Origin of the sequence: Bernardetia aquimarina, assembly GCF_042180575.1 — a bacterium.
In the GTDB taxonomy this organism is placed as follows: domain Bacteria; phylum Bacteroidota; class Bacteroidia; order Cytophagales; family Bernardetiaceae; genus Bernardetia.
This window is the reverse complement of the sequence record NZ_CP170094.1, coordinates 4,690,277-4,706,399: the sequence shown is the minus strand read 5'-3', so window position 1 is coordinate 4,706,399 and position 16,123 is coordinate 4,690,277. Positions and strand designations below refer to the sequence as shown.

The following is a 16,123-nucleotide window of genomic DNA, read 5'->3' as shown; positions in this document are numbered from 1 at the left end:
ATTATACAATTATGGAAAATCACAATGAAAAAATTGAAGAATCAATTTTTGAAGAAAAGCAATATTTATACAAAAATAAAGTGATGGCTTTTATTTGTTTTGTTGTCTTTTTAGTAACACTTGCTAGTTTGATGCAAGGAAAATTAAATACCATAAATCTAGCTACTGCTTTTTCTACTTTAGGAGTTTTGATTCTAATAACAGTTTTACTTAGCCTAAAAATCAAAGTTTTTTCAGAATCTATTCAAATTACAATGTTGCCTTTTGTGATAAATAAAACGATTAAAAAAAGTGATATTTTGAAGGCTGAAGATGTAAAATATAATCCTATTTTAGACTGGGGAGGCTGGGGAATCCGTCTGAATTTCAAAGGAATAGCTTATAATATGTACGGAAATAGAGGGGTAAAACTGACAATGAAAAGTGGTAGAATTATTCTTTTAGGCTCTCAAAAGTCTTATTTATTATATGATGCTATTTTAAGAAAAAATTAAATTATTATGGAATCAACTTTTTTATTTAAAGAACAACAATTTGGTTGGAAAAACTGGATTTTATCAGTTGTAGTGCCAATTACACTAATTCCTGTGTCTGTATATTTGGGGTTTGAAATAATTGGAAAATCAAGTTTGGAGCAAATTATTCTTTTCTGCATCTTAATTTTTAATAGTGTTCTTTGCCTATTTCTTATTTTTATTAAATTAGAGATAAAAGTAACCAAAGACGAAATATATTATCGTGTATTTCCTTTTCATTTTTCTACTCAAACGCTTTCAAAAAGTGAAGTTTTAGAAGTAGAAAGTGTAATTTATAATCCAATTGGAGAATGGGGAGGTTGGGGAATACGCAAAAATTCTAAAGGAAAAGCCTATAATATGTACGGAAATAAAGGAGTGGAAGTAACTCTGAAAAATGGAAAAATAATATTGTTTGGTTCTCAAAAACCAGATGAATTATATGATGCAATTAGAAAGTAATAGAATTACAAAACCCTAAAAATATTTGAGATTCTTAGGGTTTAATGACACAAAAATGTAAGTTTTAATCCGTAATCGAATTCTAACTTCTCTGAATAACCATATCTTCCAACGATTCAATCCAAAGTGGATGCGAGTTCAGACTATCTACCATATCCCAGCGTTCTCCACCAAGTGCCAAGAAATCTTCGTGATATGTTTCGGCAACTTCCACAGTTGTTTCCAAACAATCAGCTACAAAAGAAGGAACAAAAACGATTAATTTTCTATATCCTTTTTCATACATTTCCTTTATTACATCGTCTGTATAAGGTGGAATCCAAGGGTCAGAACCCAAACGAGATTGAAAACAAACCGTATAATCTTTTTCTGTAATCCCTAATTCTTTTGCCAAATGACGTGAAGTTTCATAACATTGCGCTCTATAACAAAGGCGATTTACTGCACCAAAATTTTCACAACAGTTTCCAATTTTACAATGTGAACTCGCTTTTTTGAGTTGGCGTTGTGGCAAACCGTGATATGAAAAAACATAATGGTCGTAGTCATGTTTTTTCAAAAGTTCTTCAGCTTGAAGTGCAAATGCTTTTATCATTTTTTCATCTGTTGGATAAGAATCAACAAAAGAAACTTCTGGAATAAGCAGCCATTTAGAAACAAGTTGCATGACACGTTCCAAAACCGAACCCGTAGAAGCCGAAGCATATTGAGGAAACATCGGAATAACAATAATTTTCTTTGGATTCATTTCCTGTAATTCCTTCAATACATCAGGAAGAGCAGGGCTTTGATAACGCATTGCCAAACGAACAATATATTTTTCTCTTTTCGTTTTATCGGTTTGCTTACTTGAATATTCATCTAAAGAATGTTGTAGTTTTTCGGCTACATCTACTCCATGATATAAAAGTGGCGAGCCTCTATCTGTCCATAATTTTTTATACTCTGCTGCTGATTTTGGAGAACGAAAAGGCGCAATAATTCCGTTTACAAGTCCGTAACGAAGAGGGGCTGGAATATCAATTACTCGTCCATCAAGCAAAAATTCACGTAAATATTTTCTAACATCAGGTGTTTTGGGAGAGTCTGGCGTTCCTAAATTGACAAGCAAAACTGCAATAGGGGCATTTTTCATAGCGTTATTTCTATATCTTTTGTTGTAATTCTGTATTTCTTTAGTTTACTAAACTCGGTACTAACTTGGTGTTAGAGAAAAGAGTTTTTAAATTATAATGCAAAAGTAAGGAAAAATTATTTTCTCTTTTGTTGCCAAAGCATAATCAGCAAACCAAAGATGATAGCTAGAGAAATATAGAAGGCTATTTTGAAATTTTTATGAAGTTATTAATTACTGTAAGGACTTTTTTTACAACTTCTTATTTCTTAACCAAGTTCCCCATTTTATCATATCCAATTATTCCAATAGCTACCATTTCTTGAACGGTTTTACCTAAAGTTTTTCCATCAATATTTTGAAAATGACTATTTAATTTATGAACAGGAATAGAATCAGAAGCTAATTTTTCTAAGATTTGAGTTTTTAAATCTTCGCTTTTTTGATTTTGATTAGAAAAATTGGAAGCCTTTTTATTTTGAATGCAGTTATCACAAACACCACAAATTTCATCTGTTTTTTCTCCAAAATAATGAAGTAAAATCTGCGTTCGGCAGCGCATATCATTACTGACATAATTAATAACTGAAAAGGCTTTTTGTAATGCCTCTTTTTTTCGTGTTTCCAAAAGCTCCAAATCTAAAGGCAAATCATTTGCATTGTGCCGAGCAGTAAGGAAAGAAAGTTGAGGAATATCTTTTTGAGGTTGGTAATCGATGATATTTTGTTGAGCTAAATAATTGAGTTGTGCTGTAACATCCATTTTTGACATATTCAAAAACTTAGCTAAATTTTGTTCTGAAATAGAAATAAACTGCTGAAAAGCTCCTCCATACGCTCTCAAAATTGCTTTTATGACTTTATCCGATTTTTCATTTGCAATTTGAAAATTATAAAGTGTGGCATTATCTACTTTTATCCAAATTTTGGAAGGCGTATAAAAACTCTCTGAAAGCTGCAAAAAACCTTGTTCTTCCAAGATTTTGATAGAATTATAGGTTTCTATATAAGGAATTGAAAAACGCCTATAAAATTCGTCCATATCAAAATCAAAACTTTCCATCGGAAAACTTCCCACAGCAATTTTGAAATAATTGGCTAAGGCTTGATAGACTTTTTTAATAACTTGTGGTTCTGGGTGTGCTTGACGAGTGCGTTTTTCTAAAGTTATCAAATCATTAGTATCAAAAAGAGCAATTCCATACGCTTTTTTTTCATCTCTTCCTGCTCTTCCTGCTTCTTGATAATAGGCTTCTAATGAGTCTGGCAAATCGGTATGAATAACTGTTCGGACATTAGGTTTATCGATTCCCATTCCAAAAGCATTTGTCGCTGCAATGACACGAATTTTATTATTTATCCAAGATTCTTGTACGTGGTTTCGCTGTGAATGTGTAAGTCCTGCATGATAAAAATCGGCAGAAATTTTTTGGCTACGCAACCAAAGCGCAATTTCTTTGCATTTTTTTCTATTTCTGACATAAATAATTCCAGTTCCTTTTACATTATTCAATATTTGTAGCATTTTTTGGTTTTTGTTTTCCTCCAAAAAAGCCGAATAAGACAGGTTTTCTCTTGAAAAACTCTTTGTGAAAACTTTAGCTCCTTCTCTAAACTCTAATTTATCTTGAATATCCTGTCGAACTTGTAAAGTAGCCGTAGCTGTAAGGGCAATACAAGGAACATTCGGAATACGTTCTCTAATGGCTGCAATTTCTAAATAAGCAGGACGAAAATTATAGCCCCATTGAGAAATACAATGTGCCTCATCAATCGCCAAAAGACAAACATTCATTCTACTTACTCGCTCTTGAAATAAATCTGTTTTGAGCCGTTCGGGAGAAAGATAAAGGAATTTTATGTTTTTATTATAGACACAATTATCTAAAGTAATATCAATTTCTCGTTTTGACATTCCCGAATAAATCGCTTTTGCCGAAATTCCACGTCTAGAAAGCTGCTCTACTTGGTCTTTCATTAGTGCAATAAGTGGCGTAACAACTACACAAACACCTTCCAAAGCCATTGCAGGAACTTGAAAACAAACTGACTTTCCCCCACCTGTTGGCAAAAGTGCAAGTGTATCATTTCCTTCCATAACAGAATTTATAATCTCTTCTTGCATCGAACGAAAAGTATCATATCCCCAATGTTTTTTTAGAATTTGTTGTGGTAGAGTGGGCATTTTTTGTGAAATTGTTTTAGTTTTTATTCTACAAAATTACCATTTTTCTACTTAAAATTCTCCTTCATATAAATCTTAGGAACAAATTTTTGTTCATCTATTGGCGTTTTAGCATAATGATTTGTTTCATCAATATCTAGAGTTTCTATTGGATTTGGTAAACCATTTTCATATTCTATTTTACAATATGAGTGATATTTTGTAGGATGAAAAAAGGAAGCAAAAAAGGTTGTATATTTAATTGGTTTAGAAATAATCTTAGACCTAATTTTAATTGATTAAACAAGACTAATTTATGCCTAACGACTTTATAAATATCACTCATTAAAGTAGTAAACACAAAAAAAGCAACAATTTCTTGTTGCTTTTTTTGATATATAGCTAAATATATGTTTTTCTTATCTCATAGATTCTCTAGATCCACCTGCTGCAAAGATAGAACGCATTCTTGATTTTTGTCCTTCAGAGAACATATACATACAATCATCATTTACATAATCCATATAGTTCATTGTCATATCAGTGCTTCTACAATTTACAGTAGGGTAACTAGGACAACCATAATTAGGACCGTCAGAAGAAGGTGTGTCAGATACAAAGTCATCTTGACGACAACGACCATCACCCCAAATATGACGTAAGTTTAAGTAATGACCAACTTCGTGAGTAAGTGTTCTTCCTCCATCAAAAGGAGCTGCAACATAACCAGTAGTTCCGAAATACTGAGGACCTACAACTACACCATCAGTAGAAGATGAACCACCAGGGAATTGAGCATAACCCAAGATTCCACCACCTATTTCACAAACCCAAATATTCAAATGTGTTGAAGGAGTAATTGGATTTACACCACCAGCACTAGCTCTTTTCATATCATCATTAGTACCCCAAGAAGTACGACTAGAAGCTTTACGAGTAACACCAGCAAGTGTGTACTGAATTTCTGAATCTGCTGCAAGACCTGCGAATTCAGAAGGAACTTGATTTATATCGTTATTATTTTTTCTAAAATCAGCATTCAAAACAGCAATTTGTGAGTTGATTTGTGCATCACTAATGTTTTCTTGATTATTGCTATAAATTACGTGAACATATACTGGAATTGTAATTGTTCCTAATCCATCATCAACTGGAGTGTCTCCTCCACCTCCTCCAGTGCCACCACCACCATTTCCACCACCATTTCCACCTTTTTTGGCTAGGATGTTTTTACGTGTGTGTAATTCTATATCAAACATTTTTTTCTCAAGACCTGGATTTTGCTTTAGTTTTTCATTCAAAACTCGCATACTATAACAAAGACGATCATCTTTTTTCGCAGTTGTTTTGTGAGAGTGATTGTCGTGGTCATCTGTATAAACATAGAAGTCGTTCATGTCTATACTTTGCTCTGTGATTGACTTAACTTCTTGAGTTTCGTTACAAGCACCAAATGCTAAGCCTATCAAGGCAAGGAGGAATAATGACTGCTTTTTCATATTTTATAAATAAAAGGGGAAATAATTGTTTATGTAATAATTATCAGTTAAGAGTATAAGTATTTAACATTAAATTAGAAATTGTAATGGATTGTTAAACTCTCTTGCTATGTTACAAAGGTAGTATAATTAGTCTCATAAATCAAAATTTAAAACTAAAAAATACAGATATTTTAATTTTTATCCTTGATTATTGGGTTTTTATCGGTTTTTTGTTCTGTTTATTGCTTATTTTTCAAAATTTTTGAAAGGTGTTTTTGCTTTGTGTTTGTGAAATTGAAATAGCTTCCATTGATGTCTATATGAATGTTTTATTAAATTATATGCGAGTAAGTTTTTTAGGCAATTAGAATAATTATAATTTATAACCTAAATAATGCAATTTTTTAGTCATGTGTAAGCCTAAAAGTTTGCACAGATGCGCCAAAAAAAATGAATTGGTGCTGATGTTAAGTATTTTTAGATTATTTAGTCAGTTTTTTATGGATAAATTATCTTTTGAGCATCTTCTAGTAAAGAGTTATTTATGTTTTGCAGCATTTTTATCTTGCTCTGCGTTATTTAAAAATAAAATTTACTCAAAGAAATTGAATAAAATGAAAATACAGATACCAAAGCCGTGTCATGAAGACTTAAATACTATGAGTCCAGTAGAAAGAGGACTTTTTTGTGGTTCTTGTCAGAAAGTAGTTATTGATTTTTCGTCTATGACAGATGCTGAGATTGTTGATTATTTCAAAAAAATAGGAAGTCAAAAAACGTGTGGTTTATTCTCTACAACACAAGTAAACCGAACATTACAACCTCAAAAAGAAAAAACAGAAACTCCAAGACGAAGATTTTTCTTTAAAGAATTGGCAGCAGCTTCAGTTGCTTTTTTTCTAACTTCTACGACTGCCAAATCACAAAATGACACAACACAAGTAGAATACAATCAAAAGATTGAAACGGATTCATTAGAAAGTATAGCTCCATCTTTTGCTATCAATGGAAAAGTAGTTAATGGAAATGAGGTTTTATCAGAAGCTATCATTTCTATAAAAGGCACAGAACATAAAACAATTTCTTTAGAAAATGGAATTTTTTCATTTCTGATTCCTCAAGATACCCTTCAACAGCAAGACAGTATTATTTTAGTAGCAGAGTATGAAGGTCTTGAAGCAAAAGAAATTGAGGTCGTTATTTCTTCAAGTAATAATCAATTTGTATTTATAGATTTTGCTGAATCTATGGAAGTAGTTGTAGAAGAGAAAGAGCTTAAGGAAGAAGCTAAAAAAGAAAATAATACAAAGACTAAAGAAGAATGGGAATTTGAAATAGATCATATTTACTGGGCTGGTAATGTTTATACAGAACCTAAACAGTTTGTAGATAAAACTAGCCATTATGTTAATTGGTTTTTAAATCCAATTAAAAAAGAGATGTTTTCAGTAAATATCAAAGAACAAGACACAAATAATCCATCAAAAGAAACAACTTTAATTCCTCATGTTTCTAAGTGGTACACGAGAGGTAGATTATATCAACGCCTTAAAGGTTTGATGAGAAGGAGACTTATTTAATTGAATAAAAAGAACAAAAAAATTATCAAAACCATTCTATGACAATGTTCGTTTAGATTACATTAGACTTAAAATTAAACCAAAAAAATAGTTTATTATAAATGGAAAATACCACCACAGCAAAAGAACAAATCAAAAACGCATTTATTCAATATATCAGACAACATGGAAAAGCTCCTGCAACACCTTACAATCTAATGGCAGAGTTGGGAGAAGATGAAAAGTTTTTTTATGATAATTATTCTAGCTTTAATAATATAGAACAAGAAATTTGGGGAGAGTATTTGACTGAAACAGTTCAGCGTTTGCGCTCTGAATCAGTTTATGCAGAATATATGGTACGTGAAAAGTTGCTTGCTTTTTATTTTACATTGATAGAAGTGTTGAAAGAAAATCGCAGTTTTGTAACTAATGAACTTAGCGCAAGAAATGGAGGGTTTAGAAGAAAAGTGTTGTCAGACTTCAAAAATGGCTTTTATGAATATATAAATGTTCTTTTAGAAGAAGGAATGGATACTGGCGAAGTAGAACAACGTATGTTTGTAGGAAGCAAATATGATAAACTTCTTTGGGCAGAAACTGAATTTTTGATTCGTTTTTGGGTAAAAGATGATAGCAAAAACTTTGAAAGAACTGACGCAGCCGTAGAAAAAACAGTCAATTTTGCAATGGATTTGATTGGTAGAAATTTAGCTGACTCGGCTTTTGATTTTGTAAAGTTTTTGTTTCAACGTAAATAAGCGAAAGAATTACGACCTGCTAAAGCAGCAAAGCTAATTACGAATTTGATTTTTATAAAAGACTAAAGGAGTTTGAGTAAAATCAAATTCCTTTTTATTTATTGAGTTATGTTCAGTTTTTCAGCAAAAAGCCTTTGCTGTGAAAAAAAAACATTGTTAGAATTGTATTTATTTCCACCTCACTTGGTAGGGATAGCGTTCATAAATGGCGTTGTCTTCATTTATAGTGTAACCTTGTTTTCCATAACTTTTTGCTTCTTCAACCAATCTTATTGCTTCATCTTTATTTCCCAATCTTCCTTCGCAATGAGCCTTGTAATACAATACTTCTGAAAACTGTGGGTATTTTTTTAATGCTCTATCAAATGCTGTTATTGCTTCTTGGTACTTACCTTGTTCATATCTTGAAATCCCTAAATAAAACAAATCAAGGTGGTGAACCGAAGCCTCTCCTTTATTTTTTAACTGTTGATTGACCTCTTGCTCTAGTAATTCTTCTGCTTGGGAAAACTCGTTCAGTTGGATTTTACTCAGTGCAATATAAAAATTATAGGTATGATCCATAACATAACTATTACCGTTTTTCTTCTTACAATCTTCAAAGTCAGTTATAGCATCTTTATAGGTTTTGGCGAAAATACATTTTATAAATGCTCTATATTCTTGCCAACGATTTTCTTTATCAAATTTTACAGCTTTATCTATATAATTCATTCCAAGCTCATATTTGCCTTGTTTGAATAATGGCATTGCCTTTTGTTGCCATAAATAAGCAATCGTGGAATCCTTTGCTAAACCTTTATCGATTTCTTCCTGCCGTTCTCTTGAATACAAACCCATTTTCTTAGCTCTAACTAAATGCTCCTTTATTATTGAGTCCTGTTGTTCTTTTGATGTAATCTGGTAATTTATTTCACTTTCTGAATCAACTCTTTTTTCTGTTTCTTTCTGTTTGCAAGAAACAGCTATTAAAACTAGGATTCCAATTTTAAAAAATATTTTCATTTTTCTAATTATTTAATGTTTTTAGATAATCCAATATTTCATCCGAAACTTCAATCATTTTGGTTTCTATTTGTTCAGACAACACGTTTAAGTTATTGAAATCAGGATTTTCAACCAAAGTAGTTTCAAGAATGGAATATTTTGGCATTTCTGTTTTGTCTTTGTTCCATTTTGTCATTTTCAATAGTTCCCAATATTTTTTTTGATTTGGTATTGTATTTCCCAAAAGCCAAATCTCAAACCTCATTTCCAAGTGATTTAAAACAAGTCCAAGTTTTAACTTTTTACTTTTCAAAAAATTGTTCGAATAGTAGAAGTATGTATAATCCATATATCCATGAAGAATTCCAGCAAAAGAATATTGGTCAGAAAAATTCTTAATGAAATCAGTTCTCAATTTCATAACAAATTTTACTAATTCGTTATAGGCTATTAATATGTCCCCTTTCTTTAGGTGTTCTTTATAAATAGAAATATATTTGTTTAAATCCTCCATTTCTGTAAAATTTTGCTTCGTACATGGTCTTTTAAGGTTAGGCATAACGGTTTGTGTAAGTTTCACTTTCTGTGTTGCACTTGTGGCAGAAAGTTAAATTTACACTTTGTTATGCAATGTTTTATCTTTTACTTTAATCAGTAAATCGTATCATCCAATATTTTGAATTTAGAACTTATAAATTCTGATTTTCATTTATATAATTTAGCTCTAATAACAATTTACATAAAAATCAGATTGATCTAAACTGTACGAAGATTTAAGTATTGTCTATAGTTTACATTTTAACATAATCATTAGGATAAAAAGTTTGACCATCATATAAGGGAGGACCTGAACCTGATAATGAATCTAAAAAATACCCAATTTTTTCCATTTTCAACCATTCTTCCTGTAAATCATAATTGATATTGAAAATGTTATAAAAAAACCAGCAAGTTGAAATTTTCAGAACTCCTAATTGATTCCAATACAATTCTGAAAACAACCAGCTTCTCCAATGATGTATATCATCACTTATTGAAAATTCTTGTGTTCCTATTTCTATCATACTATTCCACGCTTCACTATTTTTAAAAAAAATATTTGCTGGGATATTTAAAGATTCAGCGATAAGATAGTTTATACTAAGAATGTAATTTACATCAATTATTTGCTCCATTTCCTTTTTTTCTTTTCGCAAAGATTCCCAAACCCTATTCAAAACTTTACAAATATCATAAGTTGATAAATCTACAGTATTTTCTTGCATTAATAAATGATGTTCAATAACTGCGATTGGGTATAAACCAAATTTATCTTTAAACATTCTTTTTTGATTATTTTTTTTAGTGTCGCCTAACTTATTAATAAATGCAACTGCATTCAGTTTTTTATTTTTTGCAAAGATACAAAAAACAAAAAAGCAAGTTCTTGTTTTTGAACTTGCTTTGAGAAGTTTTATTTATCTGATAGGAAAAAAGACTACTTGAATAAAAAACACAAAAATCACGGCTACAAGCCGAATACATAGTAGTCACTCGGCAAAGCCAAGCGACAGCAATCTTACGAGAGACGGCAGGAGAACTTTGTTAATATATACCAACTCTGGGTTAGGCATTTAACCCTTATTATTTTTATATATTGTTGGCAGTAATTATTCTTATTCATAGCTATATTCAGCAATCTTAAATTTCTTTTCATTTATAATCCGATAAAATATCTTAATTCGACCTTTAGAATCAAGTTTGTATTCATAAAACTCATCATCGCTTCCTGAACCTCCTACATATACCGATTCTTCTTCCATTTCAGGAATTCTCTCAATTAATCTTCTTTTTAATCTGCCGTTTTCGAAATACTCATACATTTTTATTTCTGTTGAGTTTTGTTCTTTATCAAATTTCTTTATACTAATTAATAATCCATCCTTGTATTTTAAAGTATAAACAGTTTCATAAACATCGGTCTTTTGGGTCTTTGGTCTGCAATAAAAAGCTTGTTCTTGATATATTAGAAGTGTGTCTCCTCTATTTTCAATCATTTTAATTACAGTCGAATCATTCTTAGAAAGCTTACGAAATTGATATATTATCCGATTATCAGCGTATTTATATTCAAATCTGTTTGTGTCAATTCGCTCAGGATTATTAAAATCAAAAGTCTGGATGTCAAAAATCTTATTATTGTTGTCGTCGTATATAATTTTACTCCTTGACATCAGTTGCCTTTTATGATAACTCTCTTTACTAATTATTCTTCCAATTGAATCCACATATTCCAATGACCAATATCCACCACCTCCTGTTCCGTTAAAATATTTTCCTTTTATCGTTTTGGTATTTGGATATAATTCATTGGTCTCAAACAATTGAGCATTAATTGCTGATGAAGTCATCATTATTAAAAATCCAATTATAGCTAAATCCTGAAATAATCTTCTCATTTTATCTAAGTTATTCATTGGTCGCTCGGTCTGTTTTTAAATTTTTGCTAACGTGCGTAGGCTATGCGTATTTTTTTGTTTTAAGTTTTCGTAGAAAGCTTAAAGATAAAAAATTATCGCATAGCCTGTGTTGTGTGGCGTAACGAAGTGGAGTGTCCCCACACAAGTAATTAGCCTACGCACGTTGCTATGTCGTAACGGAGCGAAGCGGAGTTATGACATAGCAACGTGCGTATAAACTCAATACTACAAAAACAATATAAATTTTACAAGAAATATCCACATAACCAACCAAATCAGTAGTTATTATAGATATTTAACTGCAATTACATATATCCAGCTAAAAAGTAGTTATTATAGAGGAGGTAAAACAGTTTACTTGAAACTAAACTCTACTTTTTAACTATTTTTAGAAGAATGAGTAATTAAATATAATCAATATTTAGTTCAAAGTCATGATTTTTTCTGTTGTTGGTCATCGTAACGGCAAGCCGAATACATATAAATCACTCGTTAAAAACTAGTGATAGCCTGTGGGTTTACGAGCGACAGTAGGATTACTTCCAATTTTATTCTATTTTGTACAAAATTCCTTTTACGAATTTTTTATCTATGATAATATCTTTGCTTGGTTGATGACCTGCTCCCATTACTTCTATATTAAGATAGAGATAATTTTCATCTACTGCTGTTAATATAATATGCCTTATTTCCATAAATGAAGTTTCATTTATTCCTTTGAGATATTGGTCATTAATGTTATTAAAATTCCATTGCTCAGTAAATATGTCAACACTATCAAAAACAGCTATGGCAATAGTATCGTTTGAAAGAAGGCTCATTTTATTTATACTATACAAATCCATTGGTTTTAATGTATCTCCTATATTCTTTCTAAAATCTATTCTAACTTCTTCATTTTTAAGAAAGTCTAAAGAATCTATTAATTGTATTGGTAGATAGCTAATAGTAGGAGGATCTGAGCTGTAGAATGTAGAATCTGGATAGCCATTATTTTTATACAGTATTCCTTTTACCAACTTTTTTTCTATTATGACATCTGTATTTGACCGAAATCCTGTACCTATTACTTCCATATTAAGATAGATATTATTTTTATCTAGACCAGTTAAAGTGATACGCCTTATTTCTACAAAATGAGTTTCATTTATTCCTTTTAAATATTGTTTTTTAAAATAACCTTGATCGACGTAAAGTTCCCACTTCTCCACAAATATATTAGTACTATCAAAAATTCTTATAGAAACTGTATCATTATATGAAATAGGCATTATACTATTTCTAGAGTTTGCTATTATTTTTACTGTATCTTCTAAGTTTCTTCTAAAGTCTAATTTAATTTCTTTGCCTTTGAAAAAATTATACATAGAATCTAAATGCTGTATTGGAAAATAGTCAATATTCCAGCCACCTTGTGCTAAAGATATTTTTGGAAAAAAATAAATTGAACATAATAATAAAAAAATTAATAATAAACGTAATTTCATTTTCCTTTATTGTTATTATCCATTTCCTCCCAGATCTTAATTTCTTTCTCATTTATATTATCATGATCCCCCATATAATAAGGTATTGGAGGAGGAATTCTAGGATTGTTATATTCAAAGGATTTCTCTCTTTTATTTCTAAGATACTCTATATACTCCTTATCTAAATCGTGCTGTATTTCATGTGCAAATGCAGAAGCTATGCCTTCATCTTCCGATAAAACAATATCACTTTTTGTAAAAGCTTTAGAGCCTGTTCGAGTTTAAGAAAAAAAAGTGAACATCAGATTTTCTTTATTAGTTAAGTAATTGATTTTCAGTTACTAATTAAAACTCAATGACTATGTTTACTAATGAATACTTATCTGATGCTCTTTGGCAATATATGAAAAAATTTATACCTTCTTCTTATTTAAAAAGAAAACGTAAACACAGTTTGTATAATTTATTTTCAGGTCTATTCTATCTTACTCGTTCAGGCAGTAGTTGGCGTTTGCTTCCTAGTAGTTATGGTGTTCCTTGGAGTAGTTTGTATGATTATTTCAGTAAGTGGCAGCAGATAGGTTGGTATAAACAACTGTTAGACAAACTTGTTAGAAGGGAACGTATAGCGCAAGGTAGAAATCCAAAACCTTCTTTGGGTTGTATAGATTCTCAAAGTGTTCAGAGTGTTTATGGAGGAGAGGCGATAGGAGTAGATGGCTATAAGCTCAAAAAAGGACGAAAACGGCATATTTTAGTAGATACGCAAGGAAATTTACTAGAATTAGAGATTAGTCCAGCCAATCAAGCCGATGTAAATCAACTTGCTTATTTGTCTTATTTAGCTCAGTTTAGAGGCAGACCATTTTTCAAAATTCTTGCTGATGCAGGGTACAGAAGTGGGGCTTTGACTGCTGAAATATTTAGTCAAATAGGAGTACAAGTTGAAATTGTCAATAGTCCAAGAAGAGAAAAAAAAGATGATAAAGCGTTTGTTCCACAACCCAAAAGATGGGTCGTAGAAAGAACATTTGCGTGGCTCAATCAGAACCGAAGACTAAAAGTAGATTATGAGAAAACAAGAAAATCTGCCAAGGCATTTGTGTACTTAGCTATGATTTTAAATCTCATAAACAAAGGAGCTAAAAGAAATAAAAAATAAAAACTCGAACAGGCTCTTAAAGTATCTGCCTTCATCTAATTGACTATTTATTTTTTTTGTATATATAGTAATTGTAGCCTCTTTATAAACACCACTTTCTACATAAGCAGGTGTACCTTTATAATTCTCATTTTCCTCATCCCATTCTAAAATACTCCCATTCCTATCATGTTGCTTGATGTAAACCATACAGACCAACAATTTCGTCAGATGTTTTTACATGAATCATTGTAGAATTGTTTGCTGCTTCAAAAACTTGCTCTATAGCTGTTTCGCTACCACTTTCATTAACCAAACCTACTAGAAATCCTAAATCAGATTTAACTTTATTTCCATCTTTATCTCTGCCATTAAATCTACCATTTCTACTAATCCATAGAGTTCCATCTCGTTTTTTTCTAAATTTGACTTTTTTTCCATTTGCATCAACAAAATACCTTCCGTCTACTTCTTTATTTTCTACTGGATTATCAGCAACAAAAGCATACGGCGAAAGACTAGGATATTCAGCAGCTAAAGGATCTACGCTTAGCCAAACCATAATATTATCTCCCTCAAAACTATCTGTTTCAAGAATACTATCATTTTCATTAAGATAATAAACAAACTTTCTCTCAAAATCAAAAGCTATCTTTTTATGAATAGAGTTTGTATCTGCATTATGAACTGTAAGCAAACTAGAAATATTAGTTTCGTACTTTACTTTGGATTCATAGCCAAAAGAAGCGTAAGGATTATCTTGTGCTTTCAGTACAAAGCAAACAAAAAATATAAAGAGTGTTAGTTGTGTTTTCATGTCTAATTTTTTTGTGATTGTTTTTCTTTTTCTACAGATTCTACCCATTTGCGATACAGTTCTGGTGGCATTTCTTTATGTCCAAGAGGATTTATTTTTTCAAGCATGGCTGTTTGTAAATCGTAATAATATTTTAACTTTTTTGGATCTGGAGATGTTTTTTTCTGTTCTTTTTGTCCCAATCCTCCATAATAATTTGATTTACACATCAAAAGAGGAATACAGGTTGGAAAGTAACTCAAAGCAGTTTCTACTATTTCAAAATAAAACTCATCTTCTCCAAACTGAAAGTCATATCCACAGGCTAAGTCAAACATTGTCATGGCGATGCTTTCTTTTTGTGTAAGAGGTTTCATATATACATTATTTTTTATAGCTTCTACGGATATTGACATCTGTTGAATCATCCATTGGTCTCTAGGAAAACCTCCGTTTGTTAGTTCTATGTTTGTCCATTTTCCTTCTTCATCAATATGTTTGATGTAGATATGATTTGGAGCAAGATCCAAACTCGCTTTAGCTCCTATTTCTTCGCATAGTATTTTATAGTAATAAGGTAAAGAATGACAATTACCTCCTTTTGTATCCATAAGTTTGGTAACAAACATTTTAGTCCAATCTTTCCTTCCCATAAAATCATCAAAATCATAAGAACAAACTCTGTTATCATTCAAAGAAGAAGGTTGCATCATGTAATTAAAAACAGCATAGTTTCCTCCTGTTTTATAATTGGACAAATTCTTTTCTTTAATAAAACTCTTCAACTGATTACCTTGATTTGTAATTCTATTGCAAAAGTTAAAGTAACTCAATGTATTTTTATGGAATACATTTTCTGTAATAAAAACCGATCTTTTAAAGTCAATAGGCTTTTCACTTTTTATCATTTGAGATTGTTCTTCAAATGCTTTCTTATACATTTCTTTATGTTCATTTGCATTAGCAAAAGAAATAGTAAAAAAACAATATATAAAAACAAAGATAACATTATTTTTCATAGGCTTCGAATATTTTTTCTATAGAGTTTATTTGTGTTCAAAAGTCTGTGTCCAAACGTTATGCCCATCTTTGCTAAGCCAATGTTAGCAGTAGTGCTTTTTCTTATTTGCTTTTTAATTTGTCTATCTTCTTTAAAAGTGATTCTCTATTCTTTTTTGATATCATCCATTTAGGAAGTCAGCTACCTAAACTTTT

15 protein-coding genes are annotated in these 16,123 nt (G+C 30.8%); 5 read left to right on the top strand and 10 right to left on the bottom strand.

Going from position 1 to position 16,123, the window contains the following annotated elements:
* Positions 1–11 precede the first annotated feature (11 nt).
* The gene (locus tag ACE193_RS20080) at positions 12–494 is read left to right on the top strand and encodes a hypothetical protein (RefSeq protein ID WP_375559992.1); all 483 of its coding nucleotides are present in this window, start codon (positions 12–14) and stop codon (positions 492–494) included.
* A 6-nt stretch (positions 495–500) separates the two neighbouring features.
* Complete coding sequence (locus ACE193_RS20075; protein WP_375559991.1) at positions 501–977, top strand: DUF6141 family protein; 477 nt, start codon at positions 501–503, stop codon at positions 975–977.
* A gap of 82 nt (positions 978–1,059) precedes the next feature.
* Here the strand turns inward: ACE193_RS20075 and hemH are convergent, their stop codons facing one another.
* The 3 genes from hemH to ACE193_RS20060 form a co-directional block, all read right to left on the bottom strand.
* Entirely contained in the window at positions 1,060–2,112 is a 1,053-nt protein-coding gene (gene hemH, locus ACE193_RS20070; RefSeq protein ID WP_375559990.1) for a ferrochelatase, read from the bottom strand.
* Between the two features lie 241 nt (positions 2,113–2,353).
* Positions 2,354–4,276 carry an ATP-dependent DNA helicase RecQ gene (locus ACE193_RS20065; protein ID WP_375559989.1) on the bottom strand — a complete coding sequence of 641 codons (1,923 nt, stop codon included), beginning with the start codon at positions 4,274–4,276 and terminating at the stop codon, positions 2,354–2,356.
* Between the two features lie 398 nt (positions 4,277–4,674).
* A complete protein-coding gene (locus ACE193_RS20060) occupies positions 4,675–5,754 on the bottom strand; it encodes a zinc metalloprotease (protein ID WP_375559988.1) in 1,080 nt (359 codons plus the stop codon).
* Between the two features lie 596 nt (positions 5,755–6,350).
* On the opposite strand from ACE193_RS20060, the gene ACE193_RS20055 reads away from it, so the two are divergent.
* Complete coding sequence (locus tag ACE193_RS20055) at positions 6,351–7,316, top strand: hypothetical protein (protein ID WP_375559987.1); 966 nt, start codon at positions 6,351–6,353, stop codon at positions 7,314–7,316.
* A gap of 101 nt (positions 7,317–7,417) precedes the next feature.
* Positions 7,418–8,056: a TetR family transcriptional regulator C-terminal domain-containing protein gene (locus ACE193_RS20050; RefSeq protein ID WP_375559986.1), complete on the top strand. Its 639-nt coding sequence runs from the start codon at positions 7,418–7,420 to the stop codon at positions 8,054–8,056.
* A gap of 168 nt (positions 8,057–8,224) precedes the next feature.
* Here the strand turns inward: ACE193_RS20050 and ACE193_RS20045 are convergent, their stop codons facing one another.
* The 5 genes from ACE193_RS20045 to ACE193_RS20025 all read right to left on the bottom strand — a co-directional run bounded on the left by ACE193_RS20045 (position 8,225) and on the right by ACE193_RS20025 (position 12,989).
* A complete protein-coding gene (locus ACE193_RS20045; protein WP_375559985.1) occupies positions 8,225–9,061 on the bottom strand; it encodes a tetratricopeptide repeat protein in 837 nt (278 codons plus the stop codon).
* Positions 9,062–9,065: 4 nt separating this feature from the next.
* A complete protein-coding gene (locus ACE193_RS20040; protein ID WP_375559984.1) occupies positions 9,066–9,602 on the bottom strand; it encodes a DUF7000 family protein in 537 nt (178 codons plus the stop codon).
* Positions 9,603–9,834: 232 nt separating this feature from the next.
* Positions 9,835–10,365, bottom strand: coding sequence for a hypothetical protein (locus ACE193_RS20035; RefSeq protein WP_375559983.1), 531 nt, complete (start codon positions 10,363–10,365; stop codon positions 9,835–9,837).
* A 333-nt stretch (positions 10,366–10,698) separates the two neighbouring features.
* Complete coding sequence (locus ACE193_RS20030; protein WP_375559982.1) at positions 10,699–11,499, bottom strand: hypothetical protein; 801 nt, start codon at positions 11,497–11,499, stop codon at positions 10,699–10,701.
* 551 nt (positions 11,500–12,050) lie between these two features.
* A complete protein-coding gene (locus ACE193_RS20025) occupies positions 12,051–12,989 on the bottom strand; it encodes a hypothetical protein (RefSeq protein WP_375559981.1) in 939 nt (312 codons plus the stop codon).
* Between the two features lie 343 nt (positions 12,990–13,332).
* Here ACE193_RS20025 and ACE193_RS20020 point away from each other — a divergent pair, with 343 nt between their 5' ends.
* Positions 13,333–14,133 carry an IS5 family transposase gene (locus ACE193_RS20020; RefSeq protein WP_375559980.1) on the top strand — a complete coding sequence of 267 codons (801 nt, stop codon included), beginning with the start codon at positions 13,333–13,335 and terminating at the stop codon, positions 14,131–14,133.
* A 166-nt stretch (positions 14,134–14,299) separates the two neighbouring features.
* On the opposite strand, the gene ACE193_RS20015 is transcribed toward ACE193_RS20020, so the two are convergent.
* Positions 14,300–14,929, bottom strand: a complete 630-nt coding sequence (locus ACE193_RS20015; protein WP_375559979.1) for a hypothetical protein — start codon at positions 14,927–14,929, stop codon at positions 14,300–14,302.
* Between the two features lie 2 nt (positions 14,930–14,931).
* Positions 14,932–15,927, bottom strand: a complete 996-nt coding sequence (locus ACE193_RS20010) for a hypothetical protein (RefSeq protein WP_375559978.1) — start codon at positions 15,925–15,927, stop codon at positions 14,932–14,934.
* Between the last annotated feature and the right edge of the window lie 196 nt (positions 15,928–16,123).